Origin of the sequence: Acidisarcina sp., assembly GCA_035539175.1 — a bacterium.
Lineage (GTDB): Bacteria > Acidobacteriota > Terriglobia > Terriglobales > Acidobacteriaceae > JANXZS01.
Genome location: DATLIY010000009.1, coordinates 433,726 through 460,062, shown reverse-complemented (window position 1 = coordinate 460,062; position 26,337 = coordinate 433,726). Strand labels below are relative to the sequence as shown.

Annotated in this window: 21 protein-coding genes; 8 read left to right on the top strand and 13 right to left on the bottom strand. The window is 58.2% G+C overall.

Going from position 1 to position 26,337, the window contains the following annotated elements; translation table 11 throughout:
• Window positions 1-39 precede the first annotated feature (39 nt).
• The 7 genes from pgi to VM554_13565 all read left to right on the top strand — a co-directional run bounded on the left by pgi (window position 40) and on the right by VM554_13565 (window position 8,702).
• On the top strand, window positions 40-1,671 hold the full coding sequence (gene pgi, locus VM554_13595; GenBank protein HVJ09407.1) for a glucose-6-phosphate isomerase: 1,632 nt from the start codon (window positions 40-42) through the stop codon (window positions 1,669-1,671).
• A gap of 51 nt (window positions 1,672-1,722) precedes the next feature.
• The gene (gene gnd / locus VM554_13590) at window positions 1,723-2,745 is read left to right on the top strand and encodes a decarboxylating 6-phosphogluconate dehydrogenase (GenBank protein HVJ09406.1); all 1,023 of its coding nucleotides are present in this window, start codon (window positions 1,723-1,725) and stop codon (window positions 2,743-2,745) included.
• A 158-nt stretch (window positions 2,746-2,903) separates the two neighbouring features.
• The gene (gene zwf, locus VM554_13585; protein HVJ09405.1) at window positions 2,904-4,337 is read left to right on the top strand and encodes a glucose-6-phosphate dehydrogenase; all 1,434 of its coding nucleotides are present in this window, start codon (window positions 2,904-2,906) and stop codon (window positions 4,335-4,337) included.
• A gap of 50 nt (window positions 4,338-4,387) precedes the next feature.
• A complete protein-coding gene (pgl, locus tag VM554_13580; protein ID HVJ09404.1) occupies window positions 4,388-5,098 on the top strand; it encodes a 6-phosphogluconolactonase in 711 nt (236 codons plus the stop codon).
• A 101-nt stretch (window positions 5,099-5,199) separates the two neighbouring features.
• Window positions 5,200-5,778 (top strand): histidine phosphatase family protein, encoded by a 579-nt coding sequence (locus VM554_13575; GenBank protein ID HVJ09403.1) that lies wholly within the window; start codon window positions 5,200-5,202, stop codon window positions 5,776-5,778.
• Window positions 5,779-5,900: 122 nt separating this feature from the next.
• Window positions 5,901-7,565 (top strand): phosphoglucomutase (alpha-D-glucose-1,6-bisphosphate-dependent), encoded by a 1,665-nt coding sequence (pgm, locus tag VM554_13570; protein ID HVJ09402.1) that lies wholly within the window; start codon window positions 5,901-5,903, stop codon window positions 7,563-7,565.
• Between the two features lie 72 nt (window positions 7,566-7,637).
• Window positions 7,638-8,702 (top strand): hypothetical protein, encoded by a 1,065-nt coding sequence (locus tag VM554_13565; protein ID HVJ09401.1) that lies wholly within the window; start codon window positions 7,638-7,640, stop codon window positions 8,700-8,702.
• A 67-nt stretch (window positions 8,703-8,769) separates the two neighbouring features.
• Here VM554_13565 and VM554_13560 read toward each other — a convergent pair whose 3' ends face one another.
• Together VM554_13560 and VM554_13555 are read right to left on the bottom strand one after the other, a co-directional pair.
• The gene (locus VM554_13560) at window positions 8,770-10,164 is read right to left on the bottom strand and encodes a bifunctional enoyl-CoA hydratase/phosphate acetyltransferase (GenBank protein ID HVJ09400.1); all 1,395 of its coding nucleotides are present in this window, start codon (window positions 10,162-10,164) and stop codon (window positions 8,770-8,772) included.
• Window positions 10,165-10,394: 230 nt separating this feature from the next.
• On the bottom strand, window positions 10,395-12,077 hold the full coding sequence (locus VM554_13555; protein HVJ09399.1) for a 30S ribosomal protein S1: 1,683 nt from the start codon (window positions 12,075-12,077) through the stop codon (window positions 10,395-10,397).
• A gap of 208 nt (window positions 12,078-12,285) precedes the next feature.
• On the opposite strand from VM554_13555, the gene VM554_13550 reads away from it, so the two are divergent.
• The gene (locus VM554_13550) at window positions 12,286-12,735 is read left to right on the top strand and encodes a hypothetical protein (protein ID HVJ09398.1); all 450 of its coding nucleotides are present in this window, start codon (window positions 12,286-12,288) and stop codon (window positions 12,733-12,735) included.
• Between the two features lie 16 nt (window positions 12,736-12,751).
• Here VM554_13550 and VM554_13545 read toward each other — a convergent pair whose 3' ends face one another.
• From VM554_13545 to VM554_13495, 11 genes are all read right to left on the bottom strand, one after another.
• Complete coding sequence (locus tag VM554_13545; protein ID HVJ09397.1) at window positions 12,752-13,267, bottom strand: hypothetical protein; 516 nt, start codon at window positions 13,265-13,267, stop codon at window positions 12,752-12,754.
• Window positions 13,264-15,543, bottom strand: a complete 2,280-nt coding sequence (locus tag VM554_13540) for a cytochrome c oxidase assembly protein (protein ID HVJ09396.1) — start codon at window positions 15,541-15,543, stop codon at window positions 13,264-13,266. The genes VM554_13545 and VM554_13540 overlap by 4 nt, the downstream gene beginning before the upstream one ends.
• Window positions 15,544-17,034: a cytochrome b N-terminal domain-containing protein gene (locus tag VM554_13535; GenBank protein ID HVJ09395.1), complete on the bottom strand. Its 1,491-nt coding sequence runs from the start codon at window positions 17,032-17,034 to the stop codon at window positions 15,544-15,546.
• A complete protein-coding gene (locus VM554_13530) occupies window positions 17,022-17,558 on the bottom strand; it encodes a Rieske (2Fe-2S) protein (GenBank protein ID HVJ09394.1) in 537 nt (178 codons plus the stop codon). Before VM554_13530 ends, VM554_13535 begins: the two co-directional genes overlap by 13 nt.
• Window positions 17,555-18,289, bottom strand: coding sequence for a c-type cytochrome (locus VM554_13525; GenBank protein ID HVJ09393.1), 735 nt, complete (start codon window positions 18,287-18,289; stop codon window positions 17,555-17,557). Before VM554_13525 ends, VM554_13530 begins: the two co-directional genes overlap by 4 nt.
• Window positions 18,286-19,134 carry a hypothetical protein gene (locus VM554_13520; protein HVJ09392.1) on the bottom strand — a complete coding sequence of 283 codons (849 nt, stop codon included), beginning with the start codon at window positions 19,132-19,134 and terminating at the stop codon, window positions 18,286-18,288. The genes VM554_13525 and VM554_13520 overlap by 4 nt, the downstream gene beginning before the upstream one ends.
• A gap of 10 nt (window positions 19,135-19,144) precedes the next feature.
• Entirely contained in the window at window positions 19,145-19,744 is a 600-nt protein-coding gene (locus tag VM554_13515) for a heme-copper oxidase subunit III (GenBank protein HVJ09391.1), read from the bottom strand.
• Between the two features lie 13 nt (window positions 19,745-19,757).
• Window positions 19,758-21,443: a cytochrome c oxidase subunit I gene (gene ctaD / locus VM554_13510; GenBank protein ID HVJ09390.1), complete on the bottom strand. Its 1,686-nt coding sequence runs from the start codon at window positions 21,441-21,443 to the stop codon at window positions 19,758-19,760.
• A 20-nt stretch (window positions 21,444-21,463) separates the two neighbouring features.
• Window positions 21,464-22,501: a cytochrome c oxidase subunit II gene (coxB, locus tag VM554_13505; protein ID HVJ09389.1), complete on the bottom strand. Its 1,038-nt coding sequence runs from the start codon at window positions 22,499-22,501 to the stop codon at window positions 21,464-21,466.
• A gap of 541 nt (window positions 22,502-23,042) precedes the next feature.
• Window positions 23,043-24,065 carry a class I fructose-bisphosphate aldolase gene (locus VM554_13500; protein ID HVJ09388.1) on the bottom strand — a complete coding sequence of 341 codons (1,023 nt, stop codon included), beginning with the start codon at window positions 24,063-24,065 and terminating at the stop codon, window positions 23,043-23,045.
• Between the two features lie 67 nt (window positions 24,066-24,132).
• Window positions 24,133-26,277 (bottom strand): VWA domain-containing protein, encoded by a 2,145-nt coding sequence (locus VM554_13495; protein HVJ09387.1) that lies wholly within the window; start codon window positions 26,275-26,277, stop codon window positions 24,133-24,135.
• Window positions 26,278-26,337: the final 60 nt, after the last annotated feature.

The window sequence follows — 26,337 nt, the reverse complement described above, 5'->3', positions numbered from 1 at the left end:
TCGAAATAATGAAGATTGAAGGACCAAAGGAGCATCAAGATGGCAGTGAAGATTGAACCTCTAAGTGAACGACCTGCATGGAAGAAACTCGGAACACATTACGAGGAATTGCAGTATGTACACCTCCGGCAACTTTTCGCCAATGACCCAAAGCGCGGCGAACGCCTTACCCTTGAAGCGGCTGGAATTTTTCTCGATTACTCCAAGAATCGCATTACAGACCAGACCCTGAAGCTGCTCGTGCAGCTAGCGGAGCAATCCGGCCTTCGGGACCGCATCGATGCCATGTTCAGCGGTCAGAAAATCAACGTTACCGAGAACCGCGCCGTCCTGCACGTGGCGTTGCGCGCTCCCCGTGGGACATCGATCCTCGTCGACGGCCAGGATGTCGTGCCGGGCGTCCATGAGGTGCTCGACCGCATGGCTGCTTTCTCCGATCGCGTCCGCAGCGGAGCATGGCTTGGCCATACCGGCAAAAAGATTCGTAACATCATCAACATCGGCATCGGCGGTTCCGATCTCGGTCCCGTCATGGCATATGAGGCGCTCAAGCATTACAGCCAGCGGGATCTCAACTTCCGCTTCGTCTCCAACGTCGATGGCACCGACTTCGCCGAGGCAGTGCAGGATCTCGATCCATCCGAGAGCCTCTTTATCGTTTCCTCAAAGACCTTCACCACTCTGGAAACGATGACCAATGCCCACACCGCGCGTGCCTGGCTGCTTGCCGGCCTCGGCGATGAAAAGGCCATCGCCCGGCACTTCGTAGCGGTCTCCACCAATGCCAAGGCGGTATCGGAGTTTGGCATTGATACCGCGAATATGTTCGGCTTTTGGGATTGGGTCGGCGGACGCTACTCCATGGATTCGGCCATCGGCCTGTCCACCATGCTGGCCATCGGGCCCGAGAACTTCCGCGCGATGCTCGACGGTTTCCACCAGATGGACGAGCACTTCCGCACTGCGCCCTTCGCCAGCAATCTGCCGGTGCTGATGGCGCTGCTCAGCGTGTGGTATACCGACTTCTTCCGCGCTTCGACTGTGGCCGTGCTGCCCTATGAGCAATACCTGAAGCGCTTCCCCGCATACCTGCAGCAGCTCACCATGGAGAGCAATGGTAAGCACGTCACCCTCAGCGGCGCTCAGGTGGACTATCAGACATCCCCTATCTACTGGGGTGAGCCGGGGACCAATGGACAGCACTCGTTTTATCAGCTGATTCATCAGGGAACCCGGTTGATTCCCTGCGACTTTATCGGTTTCTACAAGTCGCTCAATCCGCTTGGGCGGCATCACGACACCCTGATGGCAAACGTCTTTGCCCAGGCCGAAGCACTTGCCTTTGGCAAGACGGCCGAGCAGGTGAAGGCGGGCGGCACTCCGGACTGGCTGGTTCCGCACCGGGTCTTCGAGGGGAATCGTCCGTCGAACACGATCCTTGCGGATAGCCTCACGCCAGAGGTCCTGGGTAAGCTTGTGGCTCTCTACGAGCACATTGTGTTCACCCAGGGAACCATCTGGAGCATCGATTCTTTCGACCAGTGGGGTGTGGAACTGGGCAAGGTGCTCGCCCAGCACATTCTTTCGGAAATTGACAGCGCTGACGAGCCCGTGCTCGCGCACGACAGTTCGACCAGCAGCCTGATTCGACGGTACCGACGACAGAAGTAGCGGTACGGACCAGGCATTTTAGTAACGGAATTCTAAACAGAGGAGCGATTCATGCAATTGGGAATGGTAGGTTTGGGAAGAATGGGTGCCAACATGGTGAGGCGTCTCGTCGCGGAAGGTCATGAATGTCCCGTGTACGATATGTCGCCCAAGGCGGTGGCCGAACTGGCGAAGGAGAAGGGGGTCATCGCAACTTCCTCCTTTAAGGATCTCGTCAGCAAGCTGCAGCAGCCGCGCGCTATCTGGCTCATGATTCCCGCGGCAGTCGTCGACCAGACAATCGCAGAGATCGCTCCTCATCTTGAATCCGGCGATATCCTGATCGACGGCGGAAACTCTTACTACATCGACGATATCCGTCGAGCCAAGGAACTGTCCGCCAAAGGCATACAGTACGTGGATGTAGGAACCAGCGGCGGAGTGTGGGGACTCGAACGTGGCTACTGCATGATGATCGGCGGCCCCACCAAGGCTGTTCAGCATCTGGACCCGATCTTCAAGTCCATCGCCCCAGGCGTGGGAGATGTTCCGCGCACCCCCGGACGCGAGAAACTCGGCGGGACCTCCGAAGAGGGATACCTGCACTGCGGTGAGAGCGGCGGCGGACACTTCGTCAAAATGGTGCACAACGGCATCGAGTACGGCATCATGGCAGCCTATGCCGAGGGATTGGGCATTCTGCGCGCGGCCAATGTAGGCAAGCAGACACACGAGGTCGATGCGGAGACAACTCCACTGCGCGATCCAGAACACTACCAGTACGAGTTCAACCTCACCGATGTCACCGAGGTTTGGCGGCGCGGCAGCGTCATCTCCTCCTGGCTCCTTGACCTCACCGCATCAGCGCTGGCTGCGGACCCACAGCTTGCGAAGTTTGGCGGCAGGGTCTCCGATTCCGGTGAAGGCCGCTGGACGATCAAGGCCGCTATCGATGAGGCTGTCCCCGCTCCTGTTCTCACCTCGGCGGTACAGACGCGATTCGCCTCGCGTGGTGAGGCGGAATTCTCAAATAAGGTCGTCTCTGCGATGCGTTTCGCATTCGGCGGACATCTTGAGAAACCCGCCCAGAAATAATCCTGGCTGGTGCCCCATGAATCGCGTGCTTGCGAGAATAGGGCACCAGCCGTTTACGCAGAAGGCCAAATCGCGGGTTCCGGATTCAGAGGGGTTAACCGGATCTCCGTCTCAGGGTGCAGAAGCCTCAATCAACCCCACACGCCATGGAGACTGTCATGAGTAATACGCAATCCGATGCCCTCGTCTTTTACGGAGCGACTGGAGATCTTGCCTACAAGCAGATCTTTCCCGCGCTGCAAGCCATGGTAAAACGCGGCCATCTTGACGTCCCCGTCATTGGTGTAGCCAAGGCCGGCTGGAACCTTGACCAACTTAAGGCTCGTGCCCTGGATAGCCTGGAAAAGCACGGCGGTGTGGATCGGGAGGCTTGGCAAAAACTCTCCTCGTTGCTCCGTTATGTCGATGGCGATTATACCGATGGAAAAACCTTCGAGGATGTGTGCACCGCACTCGGCAGCGCAAAGTGTCCTGCGCACTACCTGGCAATTCCTCCTGTGCTTTTTGAGGAAGTGATCGGGCGGTTGACACACCTGGGCTGCTCGCGGAACGGTCGCGTCATTGTAGAAAAGCCTTTCGGTCATGACCTGGCCTCAGCACAAAAGCTCAACCGGATTTTGCTCGCCGCCTTCCCTGAGTCATCAATCTTTCGGATTGACCACTTCCTCGGCAAGTCTCCGGTACAGAACCTGACGGTGTTTCGTTTTGCCAATGCCTTCGTCGAACCGAGCTGGAACCGGAATTATGTAGAGAGCCTGCAGATCACCATGGCGGAAGATTTTGGAGTGCAGGGGCGCGGCACGTTCTACGACAGGACGGGCGCCATCCGCGACGTAATCCAGAATCATCTCTTCCAGATTTTGTGCAACCTGATGATGGAGCCGCCTCCGCGCGGAGACGCCGAGACCGTCCGCGATGAGAAGGTGAAGGTACTCAAATCGATCCACCCCCTCGCCCCGGAGGACGTGATTCGCGGCCAGTTCAAAGGCTATCGGAATGAAAAAGGCGTCGCTCCCAATTCGAATATCGAAACCTACGCCGCCGTCCGTCTTGAATCTGATTCCTGGCGTTGGATGGGGGTGCCAATCTACATCCGGGCGGGTAAGAATCTGCCGATTACCTGCACCGAGGTTCGAGCGCGCTTCCGCCGTCCGCCAACCATCTTCAGGAGGCATGGCCCCCATCACGACTACTTGCGTTTTCGCGTCAGTCCAGAGATGACGATCGCCATGGGCGTGACGGTGATGGCTCATAATACGGACCAGAGCATTCTGACGGAGATGGTCTTCACCCGTCAGCCTCGCTCTACGGATGTGGCTGCGTATGAGCGGGTTCTAGGGGATGCCATGGCGGGCGACGCTACAATCTTTGCCCGTCAGGACTACGTGGAAGAGGCTTGGCGCATCGTCGATCCGGTGCTGGATCTGAAGGACCCGGTTACAGAATACGAGCCGGGCACCTGGGGACCAGAGGACACGCCCAAGAGGAGGGTGACTCCTCAGGGCGGATGGCACGATCCTGTGATGTACGACGAAGATCCATGCGGAAAGCCCCCGATACTCGCATTTCCCTCGATTCCAGCGACTAAGTAAGGCTGGGATAACGGGCGCAACGCATTATTTTGTTGATGGGAGTGCCTTCCATGAAGACTGAAGTCTTCCCTGACGCTGATGCCGTAGCTCAGGCCGCAGCGGCAACCATTGCCGCGGCGGCCCGGGCTGCAGTTGCTGCACGTGGCCGCTTCATTATGGCGGTGAGCGGCGGTAGAACTCCGTGGATCATGCTGCGCGCGCTTGCGGCAGAAGAGGTTCCCTGGAGCGACGTCCATATCTTTCAGGTCGATGAGCGTATCGCGCCCGCGGGTGATCCGGATCGAAACCTGACCCACCTGCGCGCCAGTTTGCTGGATCATGCGCCGCTTCCTCCAAACCAGATCTACGACATGCCGGTAGAAGCCTCAGACCTCGAAGGCGCACTACGCCAATACGAGCAGGTTCTGCAGCGCATTGCTGGCGCGCCTCCGGTCCTCGATATAGCGCACCTTGGCCTGGGGCCCGATGGACATACAGCTTCGCTGGTTCCTGGGGACCCGGCCCTCAGCGTGACCGATGCAGATGTAGCTTTGACTGGTCCCTACATGGGCAGGCGCCGCATGACGCTGACCTATCCCATCCTCAATCGTTCACGACAGATCCTGTGGCTGGTTACCGGCAGTGAGAAGGCCACCATGTTTCGCCGTCTGCTCGCAGGAGACAAATCAATCCCTGCTGCAAGAGTGAATCAGGATCAGGCCGAGGTGCTTGCCGATCGAGCGGCAGCAGGAGAAGCAAATAGTACCGCAAAAGTTAGCTGATTGCAGAAACACACTCATGGATATGAGTCGTGGTGCCCCTTGTCTGTGTTGAGAGGGGAGATTCGGAACGACAGGAGCGACGGGTGAGCGTAGAACTTCCGATGGTTTGCCTTGCCAGACACGGGCAAACGGCCTGGAGTCTGTCCGGCCAACATACAGGACTTACTGATTTGCCATTGACGGAACAGGGGCAGCGAGAAGCCGTGAGCCTGGGACCGCGGTTGCACGAACTTTCCTTTGCGCGCGTATTCACGAGTCCTTTGCAACGGGCATCCACCACCTGTAAGCTTGCCGGATTTGGTGACGTCGCATACGTAGATCCCGACCTGGTGGAATGGAATTATGGGGAGTACGAGGGTCTGCGCAGCGTTGAGATTCAAGCAAAGCGGCCTGGCTGGGAGATCTTTCGGGACGGTTGTCCCGGAGGGGAATCGCCCGCAGAGGTAGGCGCCCGGGCGGATCGAGTTCTGGCGCGCGTCCGTGCCATCGAGGGAAATGTTCTGGTGTTTTCCAGTGGGCATTTTCTGCGCGTGTTTGTTGCCCGCTGGCTGGGGCTTGAACCCGCTGGCGGCAGATATTTTTTGCTGAACACGGCAAGCGTAAGCACTCTAACTTATGAGCGCGATCTCGATCATCCTGTAGTGCAATTGTGGAATGACACGCGGCACTTGAGCGCTTGATACAATCGACTTTCGCCCATTGATCGAAGGGGACAAAACCGGGATGTCTGCAATGGCATCTCTCCGTATGGCATAGTGCCGGCCCCCCAGCTATTTTGCCTGCACGCATCGAGGAGCATGGAATGGCGACTGACGCAAAGACACAGCCTGGTATCTCTCCCTTAGCAGGAAAACCTGCTCCCAAGTCAATGTTGATCGATGTAGCGCAACTGGAACGGGAATACCTGGAGCATCAGCCAGACCTTGGCAATCCGGCGCAGATGGTGAGCTTTGGAACCAGCGGCCACCGCGGCTCTCCGTTACGCGGCACATTTACTGAGGCGCATATCCTCGCGATTACGCAGGCGATTTGCGACTACCGGCGAAAGCAGGGAACCGATGGCCCGCTCTATATGGGCAAGGATACGCATGCCCTCTCTGCTCCGGCGCAGCGCACGGCGCTCGAAGTTCTCGCGGCCAATCAAGTCGAGACGGTGATTCAGCAGAACGATGGTGTGACTCCAACGCCGGTGATTTCCCACGCCATTCTTGTCTACAATCGCAGGCGCGACAAGCATCTTGCGGATGGTATTGTCATCACGCCGTCGCACAATCCGCCCGAGGATGGTGGCTTCAAATACAACCCTACCAATGGTGGCCCGGCCGACACCGACGTAACCAAATGGGTTGAGGATCGCGCGAACGAACTGCTGCGCGCGAAGAACGTGGACGTGAAGCGCGTGCCCTATTCCACCGCGATCAAGGCGGCGACGACGCATCAGGAAGACTTTGTCATGCCGTATGTCCAGGACCTGAAGAACGTCATCGACATGGATGCGATCCGCGCCGCCGGGCTGAAGCTGGGAGTGGATCCGCTGGGCGGCGCAGCCGAGCCGTATTGGGAGCCGATCAACTCGGTCTACGGATTGGCGATCAAGGTGGTCAACCCGGTGATCGATCCGACATTTTCCTTCATGACGGTCGATCACGATGGCAAGATTCGTATGGATTGTTCCAGTCCCTATGCGATGGCCGGTCTCGTCGGGCTGAAGGACCAGTACCAGGTGGCCTTCGCCAATGACCCGGACGCAGACCGGCACGGAGTCGTCACTCCGTCCTCGGGGTTGATGAATCCCAATCACTATCTGGCCGTTGCCATCCAATATTTGCTGACGCATCGTTCGCAGTGGCCGGCCGATGCATTTGTTGGCAAGACCCTGGTCAGCAGCAGCATGATCGATCGCGTTGTTCACAAACTTGCGCGCCGTTTGTCGGAGACTCCGGTGGGCTTTAAATGGTTCGCGCCGGGACTCTTTGACGGATCGTATTGCTTTGGCGGCGAAGAGAGTGCTGGCGCCAGCTTCCTGCGGCGGGATGGTACGGTGTGGACGACCGACAAGGACGGCATCATCCTGGCGCTTCTCTCAGCCGAGATTACCGCGACAACGGGCAAGGATCCGGGCGAACATTTCTCTGCCTTGGTGGCGGAGTTTGGCATGCCGTATTACACGCGCATCGACGCGGCAGCAAATGCGGAACAGAAGGCCAGGCTGTCCAAACTATCTCCCGATGCGGTGAACGAGTCGCAACTCGCGGGCGAGCCCATTACGGCGAAGCTGACACGCGCGCCGGGGAATGATGCTCCAATCGGCGGCTTGAAAGTAGTCTCGGAGAGTGGCTGGTTTGCCGCTCGGCCTTCGGGCACCGAAGACATCTACAAGATCTATGCGGAGAGCTTTAAGGACGCGGCCCATCTGAACACGATCGTGCATGAGGCGCAGCAGATTGTGAACAACGCGCTCGCCTGATTGTGGCTGTAGTTTCGGCGTGAATGGTTCCTTCTTCCTGTTTTACAGCGCTGCTGTGAGGAGGTACTTCTTATGGTTTGCTGCACGGGCCTGAAGCCGAGAGCGCTGGTGCTTGCCGCAGCTTTGTTCGCAGGCAGCGTCCTCCATGCACAGAGCACACCCAAAGACGCTCTGCTCGTCCTGTCAAAGAAGGACCGGACCGTCTCCATCGTCGATCCTGCGAATCTGAAGGTGCTTACGCGAGTTTCGGTAGGCGACGATCCGCACGAAGTGGTTGCATCTACCGACGGGAAGACCGCATATATCTCCAACTATGGCGGAGGAGCCCTGCACACGCTTGCGGTGGTGGATCTGGTGAGACAAAGGGCGCTCCCATCTATTGATCTCGGTCTCCTTGGCGGTCCTCATGGCTTGGCGTTTGTGGGCGGAAAGACCTGGTTCACAGCAGAAGCGGCCAAGGTAATCGGCAGCTACAGTCCTGCGACGGGAAAGGTGGATTGGATTCTGGGGACGGGGCAGAACCGGACCCACATGATCTACGTCGCCGACGACAGGAAGCGAATCATCACGACGAACGTGAGCTCGGGCACGGTGAGCTTTATCGAAAAGATCACGCGCGCGGCGGGACCGGGGATGTCTCCAGCAAATGGGCCGGGGCCTGCACGGCCAATGGGGCCACCGAGAGACGATTGGGATGAGACGGTGGTGAAGGTGGGCAACGGCGCTGAGGGATTCGATGTTTCTCCGGATGGCAAAGAGCTATGGGTTGGGAACGCGCTGGACGGAACCATCTCTATCGTCGATATCGCTACGAAGCGAGTGATACAGACACTGTCTGCGAATGCGGTGGGAGCGAATCGCCTCAAGTTCACACCAGACGGCAGGCTGGCATTCCTCTCGACGCTGCGTGGGAGCGATCTGATCATTCTCGATACGGCCAGCCGGCAGACTGTGAAGCGTTTGAAGATTGGGCACGGAGCGGCCGGAATCCTTATGCAACCAGATGGCGCGCGCGCCTTCGTTGCATGTACACCCGATGACTATGTGGTGGTCGTTGATCTGAAGAGCCTCGAAGTCACAGGAAAGATCGACGCAGGGCCACAGCCCGATGGCTTGGCCTGGGCTGTTCGGCGCTAAAGACTGCGCAAAGAAAATGACACCGTGCCGAGTACGGCACGGTGTCAAGAGACTGCAGGTTGAGAGGCTAGGCCAGGACCGGGGCGGGTTTAGCGAGCAGAACGCCGAGGGCGCAACTTGCCATTCGGGCCAGCTCTCCGTCGGCGCGGCTGGTCAGCACGATTGGAACCTTGGCTCCCACCACGACTCCCGCTGCCAATGCACCCGCCAGATATTGGAGCTGCTTAAAGAGGATATTTCCGGCTTCCAGATTGGGGACCATCAGCAGATCGACATCGCCTGCAACGGGAGAGTTGATCTTCTTGATCCGTGCGGCATCGCTTGAAATAGCATTGTCGAAGGCCAGTGGACCATCGACGATAGCTCCGGTGATCTGTCCGCGATCGACCATCTTGCAGAGGGCGGCGGCATCGAGGGTGGACGGGATGGCCGGGTTTACGGACTCGACCGCCGACAAGATGGCGACCTTCGGATTCGGCACCTCGAGCGTTGTCATCATGTCGATCGCGTTCTGCAGGATGCTGATCTTGGTCTCCAGGTCCGGCTGGATGTTGATGGCCGCATCGGTGACGAAGAGCGTCTTGTGATAGGCCGGCACGTCCAGGGCAAACACGTGGCTGATGCGGCGTCCCGTGCGCATTCCGCCTTCGCGTGAAACTACGGCGCTCATGAGTTCATCGGTGTGCAGGGAGCCCTTCATGAGCATCTGAACCTCTCCCTTACGAGCCAGCTCAACCCCCTTCACGGCAGCCGTGCGGCTTTCGGCAACATCCACGATCTGGACGTCGCCCAGGTCAATCTTCATGGACTCTGCAAGGCTGCGGATTCTGTCAGCAGGGCCAACCAACACCGGCACAATCAACTTATCCCGAAATGCCTGCATGCAGCCGCCGAGCGATACCTTGTCGCATGGCCAGACAACCGCTGTCTTAACCGTGGGCTTGGATGTCGCACGGGCGATCAGGGTATGGTAGCGCCGATAAGGATCGTGCACAGTCAACTGGGGAACCGGCAGCGTGGACCAGCGAAGCTTTACAGGCGGTGCGATGAGCTGAGCGTTGCCCGAGAAGATAGGTTTGCCATCACTACTAGTTGCCTCGCAATCAAAGTGGACGCTTTTCGTAGCCTCCTCCTTGGAAGTAACCTGCACCTTGACGAGGATGCGTTCTCCAACGCGGATGCGATTTTGGAAGGAGAGCGATACGTTGGTAAGCGTGCATCCGGGACCTGGAATATTCATGCTGAAGAGGCCGGAGATCAACGACGCGCACCACATGTTTGGTCCGGTGGGAGGCACTCCTCCCGTACGCTCGATAAGCTGCTCAGAATTCAGAACAGAGTCGAATCCACAAATTGAGGCAAAGGCCATCGCGTCATCCGCGGTCAGAACATGCTCTGTCCGGGCGGTATCACCAATTGAAATTTCGTCGTATGTCTTGCTCTCAATAAACCCCAAATCCATACATCTTCCCTTCCAACTCAGACTTCGGCTCCTATGAGCCTGATCCCCATCGTATCCTCTGGCTGCGTGGGAAGAAGTGACTGCGGTCACCCTGGGCTTGATTCCCCAGCACGCAGAGAATCTATTCATCCAGGAATCATTGACAGCACACGGCCGCACACAACTGTGCGATCTTGCCGCTGCCAACTCAGAGAAGGGTGGCCTGACCTTATAACTCTTTGCATGTCAGTCTATTGCAGCAATTCCAGCTCGATAGCCTTCGTTGCAGGATCCAGCTTCGTTATTCGGAAGCTGCGAATCTCTCCGCTGCGAACGATATCCGGTCCGGGCGCATTGCTGGAAGCGGCGCCCTTCCAACGAGCCTTGAGCATTGCGCTGAGCGATGCAAGGTCTGCCTTGGATTCCGGTTGCGTGGCAGCAGCGCTCTGGGCGGGAAGGCTGCAACTTGCCTGGATGCCTTCCCCCAGTTCTACGCGCGCTTTTCCGTTAGAGACTTCGAGAATGCGACCTGTTACATCATCGCCCGGCTTGTGTTCGGCAAGAAATTCGTCGAGGCTGGTGGGGACGAGTTGCTTCATGCTCAGGCGGAGCTGGCGTTTTTCCTTGTCGATCTCCAGCACCTGGGCCTTGACCACCTGACCCAGCTTAAGAACATCCTGCGGATGATTGATGCGCTTTTCCGCGCTGATCTCACTCACGTGGATCATGCCCTCGACGCCCTCAGCAAGCTGCACAAATGCGCCAAATTTCGTGATGCTGGTAACCGGGCCTTCGATTACCGTGCCCGTGGGATATTTCTGAGCAGCTTCTGCCCACGGATCGCCCAATGCCTGCTTGAGCCCCAGCGAAATCCGCCGTTCGGCTAGATCCAGTCCGAGGAGTACTGCTTCAACCGTCTCGCCTTGCTTCACAACATCGCCGGCAGTTCGCACTCTTCTGGCCCAGGACATATCTGAGATATGGATCAGGCCCTCAACGCCGGGCTCGAGCTCTACGAATGCACCGAAGTCCATAACGCGCGTTACCGTGCCGCGTATGCGGTCGCCGACCTTGTACTTCTCGGCGAGAGAATCCCATGGATGGGGCTGAAGCTGCTTCATTCCAAGGGAAATACGCCGCTTCTCCTGATCGATTTTGAGGACCCGGACTTCAACTTCCTGCCCTACCGTGAGCACGTCCGATGGCTTGGTGACGCGGGCCCAGCTCAGGTCGCTCACATGCAGCAAGCCGTCCACACCGCCGAGATCGACGAAGGCGCCATAGTCGGTCAGGCTGCGTACCTCGCCATGGACCGTATCGCCTTCTTTCATCGCGGAGTAACGCTGCTCCCTGGTTGCGCGCTCTTCTTCTTCCGTAACCACGCGGCGATCGACAACTACATCTTCGTCGGCGACATCGAGCTTAATGATGCGGCAGCGAATCTCCTGGCCGACGAGCTTCTCCATTTCGGCGGCATCGCGCACCCCGCTTCGCGAAGCGGGCATAAAGGCGCGTACTCCCACATCCACGTGCAGGCCACCCTTGACGACGCCCGTCACTGTTCCCATGATCGTCGTCTTGTCCGCGAAGGCGCGCTCTAACGCTGACCAATCCTTCGGCAAGGCAGTCTTAAAGCGGGATAGCTCGTAGTATCCATCGGCATCGCGGCCCTTGACCGAGACCTGAAAGGTATCGCCGGGGGTTACCGTTTCTCCGGCGGCCTGGAACGGTGCAAGGGGCAGGATGCCTTCGCTCTTGAAGCCGATATCGAGCAACACGGAATCGGCAGTGACAGCGACGACGGTGCCCAGCAACTGCTTCGCGCCGCCTTCTGCCTCGCGCGAATGGCTCTGCTCATACTGAGAAAGAAGGTCGCCAAAGGACTCATTAGACTCGGGGGTGGGTTCGGACTCGGGTGTATTTGGGTTCGGCATGGGAGTTTATCCTCTCATTTTTGCACAATCGCGGCGCAGAGAACACCGCCGCAGATCCCCTATTTCCTCGTGGGGCTCCGATGCTCCGCAGGGCATGGTTGCCGCGCCCGGACTGTTTCCCGTTGTGCAGTTGCGGGGTTGTAGCTAAGAATGATGACGTGCTCCCGCCACGGATTTCGCGGACTCTACCGGAGTGAAGGAGGGATGGATGAAGCGTGCAGTCATGGTTCTCTTGTTTGCGGTGTTTACCATACCGTTGTTCGCACAAGGGGCTCCCCCGCAGGTTGCGGCGGACCACCCCTACACGATGGAGTACTACTACAAGGTTCAGTGGGGGCATCAGCAGGAATTCCTAGACCTCTTTCTCCGCAACCATTACCCGCTGCTGCAAAAGGGAGTGCAGGAGGGAAGGATGGTCTCAGTGAAGATTGAGACTCCTGCCAACCACATGACGGAAGAGGCGCGCTGGGATTATCGCGTCACGATCCAGTTTAAAAACTCCACCGCGGCAACCACTCCCGATCCGCAGGAGAACGCATCGATCCGGCAGCTTTGGCCGGATAAGGAGAGATATAAGCGGGAAGAGCAGAGACGCTTCGAGATATTGCTGAGTCACTGGGATCTACCGGTCACGGACATTACGCCAGCGCCGAAATAGGCAGGAGAACTGCGTCTTATCTGTCTTGTCTTAGCGGAGAAGCCTGCCGGAAGCGCTGTGCCTGGTGAACGAGGAAGAGCGCAATTACCAGCAGTGGCAGGATCAGGAAGATCAGGACGAGGGTTCTTCTTGAGTGACTGGCCGCGACATCGAACGATGTCGAACATGCCGCTTTCTCCGCTCCTCGATGCACCATGACAGTAGCCCGCCACGTTCCTGTTCGTGGCAGGCGGACCGTGGCGCCCTGCAAAATCTTGTTGCTTGCGCCGCCGTGCGTCAGGAAGGAGGTTTCCGCTTCTCCGGATGGAGAGCGTAGTTCAAGGTCGACCAGGGCATCGAGGACAACCTGCTGCGTGGAGCGATCCTGAACCAGAACGCTGAAGTCGGCTTCGCCCGTCGTGAGCGGCTCGGGAGAGGTGAACAGCGTAATGACGAAATCCCCGGAAGCCTGCTGCAGTCGCACTCGTCCGCCATCCGCATAGGCGGTGCCAGTGAGCGCGATCATCATCAGCAAGACTATCCAGCGCTTCATCCATGTACCATGTTTCGCATCTGCATTGGCTGCAGCAGTATCCATATACCCACAGCATAGAGCGAAGCAACCACTGCGGCCCACGGCAGCATAGAGCATGCCGGGCGCACAATTCCGCCGATCATTCCGCGAACCACGCGCCACCCCACATAGAGCGAGAGCAGCAGCCCGCCATCGAGGATGAGCAGTTGCAGCAGAAGCATACCATTGGCGGTCAACGGGCTACTCATAGCCGCGCCCCATTGCGGCCTGCCCAGGGCGAAGATGCCAAGGTCGATGGCGGCCTGTTGCACCCCGGGAACCAGCGTGCTCCAGCCGCTGAGCAGGTGGAAGAGAAGATGTGCAGCCCACATGCCCAGTCCAAGCGGAAGCAGCGCTAGCGAGAGGCGGCAAAAGAGGACGCGTGCTGGCTGTGGTGACTGGGAGAACTTCCAAACAGCATAGGCCGCGGCGACAGTTATAAGCAGCAGGGTTGCGGGGAGCAGGAAGGACGCTACAAAGCTGGTCGCCAGAGCGCTATAGCCGGGCATGAGACCGCCGATATGTTGCAGCCAGGCGGAGACTGGCTCGACCATGACCGCGCTGGTTGCGAATGCTGCCGATACAACCACTAAAGCGACTGTTGCGATATCGACGCGGGAAGAGAGCCGGCCAATGGAAGAACGCACAGGATCGATGAGCAGATCGCGTGCGGGAGGCCCAGCCGCAATCACGATGTTGTCATGGGGGCATGCCTTGACGCAGTCCATACAGAGGGTGCAATCCATGTTCCCGGTCTTCTGCGGAATGAAGAGCTGCAGTTCGCACCCGCGCTGCCGCTCATTTCCGGCGATGCAATCATGCGTCTTGCAACTGGAGCATACGCTGGGACTTGCGGACTTCACTTCAAGCGGAGAAAGCAGGGAACTGACAAAGTTGAACTGGCCAATGGGACAGACATATTTGCAGAAACTCGCCCCGCGGAAAAAGGTATCTGTAACAAAGGCAGCTACAAAGTAGGCAATCACGATCCAGGCCGTGCGTGCAGGCTGATCCCAGAAGGTAAATGCTTCAAACATCCAGAAGAGAAAGACCAGCAGGAATGCACTCAGCCACTTATTCCGCAGCCAGACAGGCCAGGTTCGCGTTGCCAGGCCCATCCGATGGCCCAGCTCGCGTGGCAGGGTGAAGGGGCAGGCCATGCAGAAGAGGTTGCCGGCGGCAAGCAGAGCTATGACTCCGAGTGCACGCGCATAGGTCCAGGGCACGATTCCCGCGAGGTTCATCGAGCCCATGGGGTGGCCAAACAGGCCGTGGAGAATCGCCACAATGGCAATCGCCAGCGTGATGGCCTGCAGGCCCATGCGTCCGTAGCGGGCGCGCAGGAGCCATCCGATCAGGGGGACGCGCAACAGGTCGAAGGGCCGCGAATCAACGGGCCGCGGCACGCGCCGTGGAACGGCAGCCTCTTGCCGGGACGTCAGCTTTGGCGAAAGCAACTGCAGCGTGATCCAGCCTGCGGGGACCAGAAAAATAGTCGAGCCGATGACCCACATGAGTGCTCCGGCTGCGATCTGATCCTGCAATGCCGTAAGGCCAAAGAGCCGCGGGACTTCGCTGTAGGTGGGGTAAAGCGTCCGGCCAGCGAAGCAGAAGAATGCGGAGAGCCCGGTGTTCACCAGGTCGGCGGTGACCAGATATGGCAAGATCAGCCAGCGCGAACCGCGGGCGACGCTGGGCCAGGGGAGAATGATCGGCCACCAGAAGAGGATGCAGGAAAAGAAGAAGAAGGCGTGCTCCACCTCATGCCAGGCGGGGGAGTGCAGAGCGAGTTCATAGGCCGGGGTTAAATGCCACCCTATGTAGGTGAGGTTCATCGCCAGCCAACCGACGGCAGGGCGGGTGAGGAAGCTGCCCAGCTTATGCAGAACTCCCATGCTGAAAAATGGGCCAAGTGCCTCGCGCACAAACGAGCGAGGAAGGCCGCGGAGCAGAGGCACTACGGGCGCTCCAAGCAGGATCAGCGGGGGAGCGACAGACATGAGCACGAGGTGCTGTGTCATGTGCAGAAAAAGCAGCATGCCGCCAAGGGAGTCGAGAGGTGAGGCAACCGCCAGCCACAGGGTGAGAAGCCCCGTCCAGAAGCAGGCAAGTCTCCAGACCGGGAAGGATGCGGGGCGCGTGAACTGCAGCTTGCGCCATCCCCGCCAGTAGATCAGTGCTGTGAGTAGCAGAGAGACACTGATCCACGGCGGAAAGGCCCAGGAAGCGAGAGCCGCTTGTACTGCGGAAGACATCTAGCGTTGCCCGGCAGGTTGCTGCGGGCCCATAGTACCTGTTGTTACAGCTTGTTGCGATGCGTCACGCGCGGGTTGCTCCCCTTCGGGGCGAAGCGTTTCGAGGAAGCGCACCAGTGCCGTCACTTCTGCCGGCGAGAGATTCTTGCCATACGCAGGCATATTCCCGCCGCCCTGGATGACCTGGCGGATGAGCTGATCCTCCGTGAGGCGCGTGGCAACGGCATCCAGCGCCGGACCGCGTTCGCCACCCGTTCCGCCAAGCTGATGACAATTGCGGCACTGCTTGGCCTGGAAGACGACTGCGCCCTGACGCTCGACCGGAGTCGCAGCATGCAGATATTTTGTCGGAATCGGGTCGCCACTCCACGCATCCATCTGCGGGCTCCAGGGAGCGAAGCTGGCGAGATGCGTAAGAACCACGAAGCCCACGGCAACCGTCATCACCGTCAATACCGCGACTGGACGGCGGTGCCAGCTCTTCTCGCCCTGTCCCGCAACAAAGGGAAGCCCCAGCAGGATCGCCACCCCGATGATGGGAGCGATCAGGACAAAGGGAGTCTCCAGACTCGGGGGCAGGTAGGAAAGAACCGCGTAGATCCAGAGGAAAAAGAAGTCTGGTTTTGGCGCGGTCTGGATGATCGTCGGGTCAGGCTGGCCGCCGGGGCCATTGGGGCCGAACCAGACAGCGCAAACCGCAACCGCAAGCAGAATCATCCCGGAGAAGACAAGGTCTTTCCAGAAGGCATCGGGAACGAATGGAACGCCATCCTTCTGGGTAAGGTTGTGGTACTCCTGGATATAGGTTTCGCGGCGAACGATGCGGCCCGGCATTGGCCACTCATTGATTCCAAGCTTGAGCACCATCCACACATGCAGGAAAGCGAAGAGCAGCATGGTGCCGGGAATGACGAAGACATGCAGCGCAAAGAAGCGCGAGAGCGTGGCGCCGGCTATGATTGGACCGCCGAGCAGGAGATGCACCAGCGAGCCGCCGATAAATGGGATGCGGCTGGTTATGGAGGCGCCGATTCCGAGGCCCCAATAAGCATCCTGGTCAAAGCGCAGCACCTGGCCGGTAAACGCCATTCCCAAGGTCATCAGCAGCAGGAAGACGCCGAGGATCCAGGTGAGCTCGCGGGGAAACTTATATGCGCCAAAGAGGAAGACCTGGGCCATGTGGATCAGCACCACGGCGATCATGAAGTTCGATCCCCAGCCGTGCATGGCGCGCAGGAACCAGCCCAGCGTCAACTGGTGGTTGAGCACGTCGAGACTGTTCCACGCGTTTCCCGCCGAGGGCACATAGACGATCGCCAGCAGGACCCCGGTGACGATTTGCAGCAACAGCAGCACGAACGAGGCGCTGCCGAATACGTACCACCAGCTGGCCGTATTGCGTGGGACAGGGTGCAACGCAGCGTCCTTGATAGACTCTTCCAACTGAACGCGGCGTTCTACCCAGCCGAAGGTATTTTTCAGCCAGCGCATGGGCGATTCCCCTTACTGAGCATTGCTTCGTTTGAGAGTGTTGGCATTTGACCGGCGTTGATGTGCAGTTGGCCGTCCTCAACCTTGTAGTCGTATTCGAAGAGTCCACGCTCCGGCGGGCCGGAGGCACGGGAGCCATCCGCATAGTAAACGCCGCCATGGCATGGGCACATAAAGAGTCCCGACTGTGGGAACCAGCGTACGGGGCAACCGAGATGTGCGCAGTTGATGGCGAATACCTGGAATTTTTCGCCCTCCTGGTGGCGTACCCAGCAGGCTGCTTTTGCCGTCTGGCCGTCCCAGGGGCGGGTCGAGGGATTCTCGAAGTTCACCAGCCGCGTCTGGCCTTCAGGGAAATCGCCGAGCGGGCCAAGGGTAATCCAGGATTTATAGGCGCCCTTCCGTTTCACCGGCGACAGCAGGTAGCCCACTACCGGCGTCGCGATGGCGATGGCGACGGCTCCATTGAGGAGCATCCCCAGTTTCATCAGCGTTCGACGGGAAAAGGTGTTGTTGTCGCTCATTCAGATTCTCCTTTGGTGCTTACTGCTGGATAGGGTTGCCCAGGCGTCTTCGAGCGCTGGGACGATAGCCACGCAACAACGTCGGTCACGTCCTGGTCCGTCATCGGATGTCCGGGTACGTCGTTGCGCCAATCTGGCGCTCCCAGGTCAGGGCGGCCTGCAATGATCAGGGTGCGCAATGCATCATCGCTCACCAGGCCAAGATAGGTGGTATCGGTGATGGAGCCTGCCTTGGGACCCCGTTGCGATCCGGTGCCATGGCAGGAGGCGCAGAACGTAGTGTAGGCCTGCTGTCCCCGCTGCACGTCTCCCTTTGTGCTGGCTTCATAGGGCGGCGCGTTCTGGCCATTCAACGTGCCAGCCTTCCGCCACTCGGATCGCATGCCATTGACCAGCACATCTACCTGCTGGTCGGTCAGCATGCCTCCTGCGCTGCGCGCAAATGCGGGCATCAGCGTACCGGGATAGCCATTCGTGATGATCATATGCAGGGATGCATCGTCGACCAGCGACTGGTAGACGGGATCCGCGAGATCGAGCGATGGACCATTCCGTCCCTGCGCACCGTGGCAGGCGGAGCAGTTCTGCTTGTAGAGCGTGGCAAAGTCATGGATTGCGTCTGGCCGTGTGACTTCCGCTGCCGGGCCAGGTGCGCCTGGCATGTGACTGCAGCCCAGAACGATCAGAGTGGACAGCGCCAAAGCGCTGCCGTTGAGCAAACGTCCGATCATTTCGGGAGATCCTCCTGATGGTGAGACTGAATCAGACCAGGTGCTTCCAGACCCATGCGGACGACAAAAGGCAGATGCTGACTGGTCCGGATGCGTCCCTGGCGTGCTACTACCAATCCGGCGACAACGCCGAAGACAATTTGTGAAAGGAAGAACCAGACCCAGGCAATGCGTTGATCAAGTATCGGATTAACGATATTCAGGGTCGAATAGATAAGGCCGGTCCAGAGCAGGGGAGCGATCAGGCCGCCCATCAGGATAGGACGGCGCGGCATCATCGGCAAAAGGGCGGCATACAGCAGGCCGACGAGCAGAGATGTGACGACGTGGATGACAGTAGCTGCAGCGACTGCCTGCCAATGGAAGGCCGCGATGTAGGCAGTGCTGGGATTCGGTTCTCCCATAATGCCTACGCCGCCCAGCAGGTTCACCGCATACCAGATGCTGTGGTATTTCAAGGCGCCATAGAGAAGGGCCGGAATGATCATTGCGATACCGCCGGCGATTCCGCCCTTCAGGCCCGAACCCACGGAGTAGACCTCCAGCGGCAGACGGGCGCGGTGGCTTTCGCTGATCTCGATATGCGTGACCTTCGGACGCATGGTGGTGATGGGGACATCGATCACCTTCACCGGGATGGTTTCGTGATGCTCGTGCGGCAGCACCTGACGGAACCAGCCTACGCATCCATAGAGCGTAAGCAGGCCGCCGAGCATGCCGATCCCCATATTGGTTACCAGTCCCGCAGCGCTTAATGTCAGACCAAACGCAAGAATGAACGGCCAGGCGGTCGGCGCAGGCAGTTGGACAACGTCATTTTCGGAATGTTCGTGAGATGTATCCATGTTTTTCCCGTCAGCGGCCGATGATATAGACAACCGTGAATACTACGACCCAGACTGCGTCCACAAAGTGCCAGTACATGGCGAACACCTGCAGGCGTTCGGAGTGCTGCTGCTTGATGTGGCCCGTAAGGGCGAAGAGCAGTACAGTCAACAGCCCGATGAGGCCAATGACTACGTGCGAGGCATGCAGGCCAACCAGGGAGTAGTAAGTTGTACCGAAGAGGTTGGTGGCGATCGTCAATCCGTCGTGGTAGATCAGCTTGTGCCACTCTATACCGGTACCGACCAGGAAGATTGCGCCGAGAACGAAGGTCAGCGCCCACCAGAATGTGAAGGCGCGTATACGACCCTTTTCGATCAGGTGCTCCGCCATCATGATGGTTAAGCTGCTTGAGAGCAGGCAGACGGTATTGAAGATCGGGATGTCAAGAACCTGGCGTGGCGTCGGTCCATAGATGCTTTTGCCCAGGTTGTAGATATAGGCAACCACAAAGATGGTGAAGATCGCCGACTCCGCGATGATCACACAATACATGCCGATACGGCCACGGGAGGGAAGCACCCACGGACGATCTTCGGAAGCGATAGCTGTAATAGGGATGGTGCTCATTCGCGCTTGTTCCTTACTCGTACTTCCAATCCGGATCTTCCGGATGCTTTAGATCCCACAGCGGACGGCGGCTGCGGACGACAGGGTCAACGGCGAAGTTATAGACGGGAGGAGGCGAGGTAGTGGCCCACTCCAGCGTCCAGGCATCCCATGGATCGTTCCCGGCAACCTTGCCCTTGAAGTAGGAGTGGATAAGGTTGTAGGCGAAGATTGCGACAGCGATCGCCTGGATGAACCCCCCGATGGAGACGGCGAGGTTCCAGCCCTCCCATCCCCGGTTGGGCTCGTAGGTATAAATCTGGCGCGGCATGCCAAGCATGCCGGGGATGTGCATCAGGTCAAAGGTGACGTGAAACCCGATCAGGAAGAGCCAGAAGTGCCATTTGCCCAGTGTTTCGTCCAGCATGCGGCCCGTAACCTTGGGATACCAGTAATAGAACGCCGCAAAGATCATAAATACGATTGCGCCCACCAGCACATAGTGGAAGTGCGCTACGACGAAGTAGGAATTATGGAGTTGCCAGTTCCATGGCGCCACGGCCAGCATGATGCCGGTCAGTCCGGCGATCAGGAACTGGAAGAGGAACCCGGTGCTGAACAGCATCGGAGTCGCAAATCGGATCTTGCCGCCCCACATAGTGGCGAGCCAGTTGAAGAGCTTGATGCCGGTCGGGATACTCACGAGCATGGTGGACAGGACGAAGAATGTGTTTCCCGCGGAGGTCATGCCGACGGTGAACATATGGTGCGCCCAGACGCCCAGGCTGACGAAGGCGATGCCGGCGGAAGCCGCAACCATGGCCGGATATCCAAAGATCGCCTTACGGGAGAAGACCGGGATGATCTCGTTGGCGAAGGCAAACGCGGGCAAGACCAGCACATATACTTCCGGGTGCCCGAAAATCCAGAAAAAGTGGATCCATACAATGGCGGAACCACCGGCCTGGGTGTCGAAGAAGTGTCCGCCGAGGTAGCGATCAATGACCAGCATGACCTGCGCTGCGGTCAGGGGCGTGATGGTTACCAGCGTCAGCCCCGACATGACCAGCATGACCCAGGGGAACAGGGCCATACGCATCATCGTCATCCCTTTGCAACGCATGCAGACGACGGTGGCGATAATGTTGATCGCCGTGCCCACCGTACCGACACCACTGACCAGCAGCGAGAGCGTCCAGAAATCGGTGGCATGGCCACGCGAGAAGGCCCGGGCGGTAAGCGGAGCATAAGCGAACCAGCCGACATCCGGCGCGCTGCTTGCGCCATAGAGACCGCCTCCTAAAAAGCTGTAATACAGCAGGAGGCCGCCCATCGCCGTCATCCAGAAGCTGAAGGCATTCAGCCGCGGGAACGCCATGTCGCGCGCGCCAATCATCAGGGGGACGAAGTAGTTCCCGAACCCGAAGAGGATCGGCATGCCCACCAGGAAGACCATGGTCGTGCCGTGCATGGTGAACATGCGGTTATAGACCTGAGGCGACAGGAAGTGATTGTGCGCGACGGCAAGCTGAACACGGATCGCCAGCGCTTCCAACCCGGCAACTATCAGGAAGAACACAGCGTAGACGATATACATGATGCCGAGCTTTTTGTGATCGACGGTGATCAGCCAGTCGTGCACCACTTCCAGAAACGTACCGTGAGGCCGCTCCGGAGGTGTTTCATCCAGCGCGGCAATCGAGATGGTGGTATCAGCCATGGTATCGAGCCCCTACATGTTTAGCGCAACGTTGAGAGATAAGCGGTTAGCTGATCGAGTTGCTGATCGCTCAGGTTCATGGCCGGCATCAGCGAGCCCGGTTTGATCGAATCCGGTTCCCGGATCCATTGCCGCAGATCTTGCGGCGTATTGGGAACAGCACCCGCGGCGAGGGTTGCCCGGCTCATCAGGTGCGACAGGTCGGGTCCAAAACGCCCCGTGCCCACAGTGCCGGAGATTGTATGGCAGTTGATGCAGGCCTGCGTCTCGAAGACATGACGCCCTGCCGCCACAGCATCGCTCTGCTGAGCTACGGCCTTCTGATCGCGTACCCATTGCTCGAACTCCGCCTTCGGCTGGACGACCACACGCAACAGCATCTTGGCATGCTGGGTACCGCAGAATTGCGCGCACTGCCCCAGGTACACTCCCGCAGTATGCGGATCAATCCACATACTGTTCGGGTGGTTGGGAATCAGATCGGTCTTTCCTGCCAGTTCGGGCACCCAGAAGCTGTGATCGACATCTGCGGAAAGCAAGGTGAGAAACGTGGGAGAGGGGTCATGCGCATCGCTTACGGGCACATGCAATTCATTTGCCGTGACAATCCCCTGCTTGGGATAGCGAAATTCCCACCAGAATTGATGCCCGATCACCGTCACGTCGACCGCATTCTTGGGCTTGCGTGCATCCTGAATCCCAAAAATGACGCGGGCAGTGGTGAGGAAAAGAACGACGACGATAAGTACTGGCACCACCGTCCAGGCCATTTCGACCTGGCTGCTGCCATAAATCTGCGGAGGCTCGCTCTCGTCATCCATGCGGCGATGGTGATAGCGGACAATAACATAGACAAGTAAAGACGCCACCACCACGAAGATTGTGCCGGTGAGCGCTATAACGAAAATTGACAGATCGACGATCGACTTTGCCGGGGTGGACCCTGGGGCAAAGATACTGGTGGAGGACGCAGCCAGCGCGCGTTGGCACGCAAGCAGCGGCAAAAACATCGCACCCCGCAGGATCGCCCGAGTTACCTGGAGTCCTTTCGCAAGCATTTTCGTGAGTTCCTTCTCCGTAATGCCACAATGACAGCTTTGCCCGGGAGGGATGATACACCCTCAGGAAAAGAAGAATGAAGACGAAGCCCTCTCTTGATGGATGAACACTAAGAGCTGCATAAGAAAGCATCTACAGCACTACGATGAAATTCTGAGGTAAGTCTTGAGAGGGGTATTGGCCGGCCCCAGACGATCTCATCAACGAACTGTTACTAGACTTATCCTATGACATTTAGCCCCCGTTTGGGGGATTTTTTGTGATCCCAATCACAAATGAGTGCACGGTCAGCGGGTGGGAATGGATAGTGGGAGGACCGCTAATTGTGCATTTTTGGCGTGAAAACAGCGTCTAAACGGCCTTATTCCTTGCCGCTCGATTTGCTTTATTGCGCTAAGGATTTCCTCTCCGGTGCAGCCAAAATGTAACAGGAACGTACCTAAATCCACGTCTACCGGGCAGGCATTGTGGTGTGAAACTTCCTGCACAGTCGGCGTGGATTTAGGAGACGTGGATTCAGGGATTCGTAGAACATCGTCATCAGTTTTTGGCGGATTCAATCTGTTCAGAATACTTACCTTGAACCGCGTATCCGTTGCACTTCGCTCGATGGTAGAGCGCAGCCTGACCGGCGGCAATCTGGCCCTCGGAACCCCGCCAGGTCTTGAGTGCGGGAGCCTGCAGCGCGCGTCCATAAGAGAAAGTGATCTTCCATGGAACGTCGGTCACCTTGCAGATCGCGTTCAATCGTTGTGTAGCCTCGACGTCCTGCTGGCCGCCGGAGAGAAAGACAATTCCAGGTACGGCTGCCGGCACTGAGCGGCGGAAGCAGCGGATTGTGGCAGAGGCGACGGTTGGCACATCGGCCTGTTGCGGGCAATCCTTGCCGGAAAGCACCATGCTGGATTTGAGCACCATTTGTTCCAGCACCACTCGATAGTGAGAGAGTGTGTCAAAGACGCTCCGGAGGGTGTGCGTGATGACCTCTTCGCAGCGATCCAAAGTGTGAGATCCATCCATTAGCACCTCGGGTTCCACAATGGGAACCAGTCCCGCCTCCTGGCTGAGCGCGGCAAATATGGCCAGCATCGTGGCATTTGCCTGGATACAGGTTCGCGTGGGCAACTGCTCCCCGATTTTGATTACGGCGCGCCACTTGGTGAACCTGGCTCCAAGGGTCACATACTCCGCGAGCCGCTCGCGAAGGCCATCGAGGCCCTGGGTGAATTTCTCATCGGGAAAGTTGGGCAGAGCAATGGCTCCCAGGTCGACCTTGATCCCAGGAACGATGCCCAGCTTTGTGAGCGCTGCCGGCATCGGAACGCCGCTCTTCATCTTTTGGCGCAGCGTTTCATCGAACAGGATGACACCGCTGATGAACTCATTCAGCCCTGGAGTTGCGAAGAGCATGTCGCGATATGCCCGACGATTTTCTTCGGTCGAAGGAATATTCACTTCCTTGAAGCGTTTTGCGATGCTCGGGAAACTCTCGTCCGCAGCCAGAATGCCTTTGCCCGGAGCCAATAGCGACTGGATAGTAGATTCCATTGTGAGCGTAGCCATAATTCTCCCTTCGTTTCCGCGATCCCCAGAGAGGATACATATTAACCTTCCTCTGTCCTCTGCGTCGTTAACGTTTTTCGGTTCCCGGGGAGACATGTGAGGAGGGTGCGGGAAGGGCAGCCGCAGCGCTGCTGCTATCGCGGACTAAAAGCGCCAGGCGGGGAAAGCTGAAGCTGCCTCCGGCGTCATCGATGACGTTTATCTGGCAGGTATAGAGCCCGGCTTTGAGATCGGTGAGCGGTACGTCGAACTGAAACGCGACAGCATCTCGTCCCGCAACATTTGTCGCATTGGCTTCGACCAGCGGAGTTTCGAACACCTTCGTTGAACCTTGCAGAAACTCAATGCTGGTCAGCACTTTGACCGTTGATTTTGTTGCCGCTTTCACCGCGGTGGGGTCGTAGACCTCATAGAGAAAATAGAGGTGCTGATCTCCGCGGAATACATGGGAGACGTTGGGAACCCATTGCAGGCCATCCCGGACAAGCGGGCTCTCGGACTTCTGCTTTCCCGCGGGAACACGCTGGCTGGAAAGCACAATGGAACTCATCTTCAGGGGCATCTTCTTCAGGTCGGGAACCGTGATGTCTGCCTCAAAGGAACCCATGCGTCCGGTTTCGTTTTCGCGCACGAGAAACTTCAGATGGAACTTGCCGGCGGGCAGCGTGAAGGCTGTCGAGTACTGGATATTCTTCCGCGCAATCTGCTGCGATTCATCAATGGCCAGCTTCACCGTTTCCCGTGCATCGCTGATCTGGTGACCCTGCGCATCCTTGATCTCTCCAATGATGTCGAGCGTCGCCTTGTCGCGATCCCCGCCCTTGACAAAGGGGATCTGCGAGCCGGGCACGATGATTGATACCGGCACATAGAAGCGGTTTTCGTCGAGGCGGAAGTAGAGCGCCTGCAGATACACAGATACATCGGTTGCCGGCAGATCACTCTGCAGTTGCTCGGTGAGTTCGCGCTCGCGATCTTCCTTGTTGGAGTGACGGAAGTCCGCCGGCGCATAGTAGCCGGGCCGGTATTCCAGTTTGACGTCCTTCCGGTTCACCCTGATTGTCAGCTTGCGAAAACGTCCATCACGAACCAGGTTGGTCGAGCGGAAACCAAGGACGTAATACGCCGAGGTGTCCTGCTGTATGCGTTGAAATGCCGGCGCAAAATCGTTCGCATCCAGAAAGGCCTTGCCCCCGGTGTCGGCGGAGAGAGTCGAGAGAGTCTCCTGCGAGGAGAAGTTTGCATCGAGGTTTGTTTGCATCGCGGAACCGTTGAAGGCTCCTGTTCCGCGCAGGCTTCCTTTGGTGGCATCGCCCAGCGGCGAAATAGCCTCCAACCCACGAGTATCGACGCTATAGATGGAGACGTTTGCGCGAACCGATGCATTGACCACCGCGCGCAGCGATGCCTGGTTTTCAATGCCGCTTCGAGTTAGACCTCCGGAGAAGTAGAGCAAAGATTTTTTCTGGTTGATGCCTGCGAGCGACTTTGCGACCGCGGCGATAGCAAAGAGTTCGCGATCCGTATTGATGGAGTTGTACTCGCTTTCGTCTGCGGTGTAGCCGCTTGCATCCTCGCTCGCATTGCCAGTGCCGCCCTGGGCAAAGCCTTGTCCTTCAGAGCCGTTGTAGCGGCCTACTCCGCTAAGCAGCAACTTTTTGTTAGAGGTGAAGTCCTGATCGAGAGAGAGCGAAGTGCTGAGCGAGACCAATGCAACAAGGTCGGCTGGCTGCATCTGTTTGTTGATGTAGTCGCGGGCAGCGGCAACGGAGCGGTCCAGATCCTCTACTTGCATCGAGGTGAGATCGAAGAATAGAACAATCAGCCGATGGTTGCGCAGTTGCTCGTCGTTTGCGCCAGTTCCTGGCTTACCCAAAACGATCGGCCCGGAGGTGCCGCTTACGGTAGCTTCCTGCAGAGCGACGGCCTGGTCCACGCTCTGGAAGTCGAAGGTGGCGATGCGTTGCTGTCGCCCACTTTCCAGAACGGTGAAATCGTTCTCGGTGAGACCACGCACGACTTCGCCCGTCTTCTTATCGCGCACGACCACGTTTGTCAGCACCAGATCGCTCTCCACCTTGAGGGTGAACGATTGGCCGTTATTCTGCGCGCGACTATCGGAGGTTTCCTGCGCGTCTGCACGCAGCCAAGGCAACAGCAGCGATGCGAAGATTGCAACCACAGTGAGTGCAACCACAGTGCGCGCAGCCACTGCGTCTGTTCCTGTCGGAAGGCAGGGTGTCCGGAGCTGATCTTCTCTCTTCATGCTCTT

What these genes read in the sequence shown, in the direction of transcription:
- pgi (HVJ09407.1), top strand. Translation starts at nt 40, where the DNA reads ATGGCAGTGAAGATTGAACCTCTAAGTGAACGACCTGCATGGAAGAAA.
- gnd (HVJ09406.1), top strand. Translation starts at nt 1,723, where the DNA reads ATGCAATTGGGAATGGTAGGTTTGGGAAGAATGGGTGCCAACATGGTG.
- zwf (HVJ09405.1), top strand. Translation starts at nt 2,904, where the DNA reads ATGAGTAATACGCAATCCGATGCCCTCGTCTTTTACGGAGCGACTGGA.
- pgl (HVJ09404.1), top strand. Translation starts at nt 4,388, where the DNA reads ATGAAGACTGAAGTCTTCCCTGACGCTGATGCCGTAGCTCAGGCCGCA.
- VM554_13575 (HVJ09403.1), top strand. Translation starts at nt 5,200, where the DNA reads ATGGTTTGCCTTGCCAGACACGGGCAAACGGCCTGGAGTCTGTCCGGC.
- pgm (HVJ09402.1), top strand. Translation starts at nt 5,901, where the DNA reads ATGGCGACTGACGCAAAGACACAGCCTGGTATCTCTCCCTTAGCAGGA.
- VM554_13565 (HVJ09401.1), top strand. Translation starts at nt 7,638, where the DNA reads ATGGTTTGCTGCACGGGCCTGAAGCCGAGAGCGCTGGTGCTTGCCGCA.
- VM554_13560 (HVJ09400.1), bottom strand. Translation starts at nt 10,164, where the DNA reads ATGGATTTGGGGTTTATTGAGAGCAAGACATACGACGAAATTTCAATT.
- VM554_13555 (HVJ09399.1), bottom strand. Translation starts at nt 12,077, where the DNA reads ATGCCGAACCCAAATACACCCGAGTCCGAACCCACCCCCGAGTCTAAT.
- VM554_13550 (HVJ09398.1), top strand. Translation starts at nt 12,286, where the DNA reads ATGAAGCGTGCAGTCATGGTTCTCTTGTTTGCGGTGTTTACCATACCG.
- VM554_13545 (HVJ09397.1), bottom strand. Translation starts at nt 13,267, where the DNA reads ATGAAGCGCTGGATAGTCTTGCTGATGATGATCGCGCTCACTGGCACC.
- VM554_13540 (HVJ09396.1), bottom strand. Translation starts at nt 15,543, where the DNA reads ATGTCTTCCGCAGTACAAGCGGCTCTCGCTTCCTGGGCCTTTCCGCCG.
- VM554_13535 (HVJ09395.1), bottom strand. Translation starts at nt 17,034, where the DNA reads ATGCGCTGGCTGAAAAATACCTTCGGCTGGGTAGAACGCCGCGTTCAG.
- VM554_13530 (HVJ09394.1), bottom strand. Translation starts at nt 17,558, where the DNA reads ATGAGCGACAACAACACCTTTTCCCGTCGAACGCTGATGAAACTGGGG.
- VM554_13525 (HVJ09393.1), bottom strand. Translation starts at nt 18,289, where the DNA reads ATGATCGGACGTTTGCTCAACGGCAGCGCTTTGGCGCTGTCCACTCTG.
- VM554_13520 (HVJ09392.1), bottom strand. Translation starts at nt 19,134, where the DNA reads ATGGATACATCTCACGAACATTCCGAAAATGACGTTGTCCAACTGCCT.
- VM554_13515 (HVJ09391.1), bottom strand. Translation starts at nt 19,744, where the DNA reads ATGAGCACCATCCCTATTACAGCTATCGCTTCCGAAGATCGTCCGTGG.
- ctaD (HVJ09390.1), bottom strand. Translation starts at nt 21,443, where the DNA reads ATGGCTGATACCACCATCTCGATTGCCGCGCTGGATGAAACACCTCCG.
- coxB (HVJ09389.1), bottom strand. Translation starts at nt 22,501, where the DNA reads ATGCTTGCGAAAGGACTCCAGGTAACTCGGGCGATCCTGCGGGGTGCG.
- VM554_13500 (HVJ09388.1), bottom strand. Translation starts at nt 24,065, where the DNA reads ATGGCTACGCTCACAATGGAATCTACTATCCAGTCGCTATTGGCTCCG.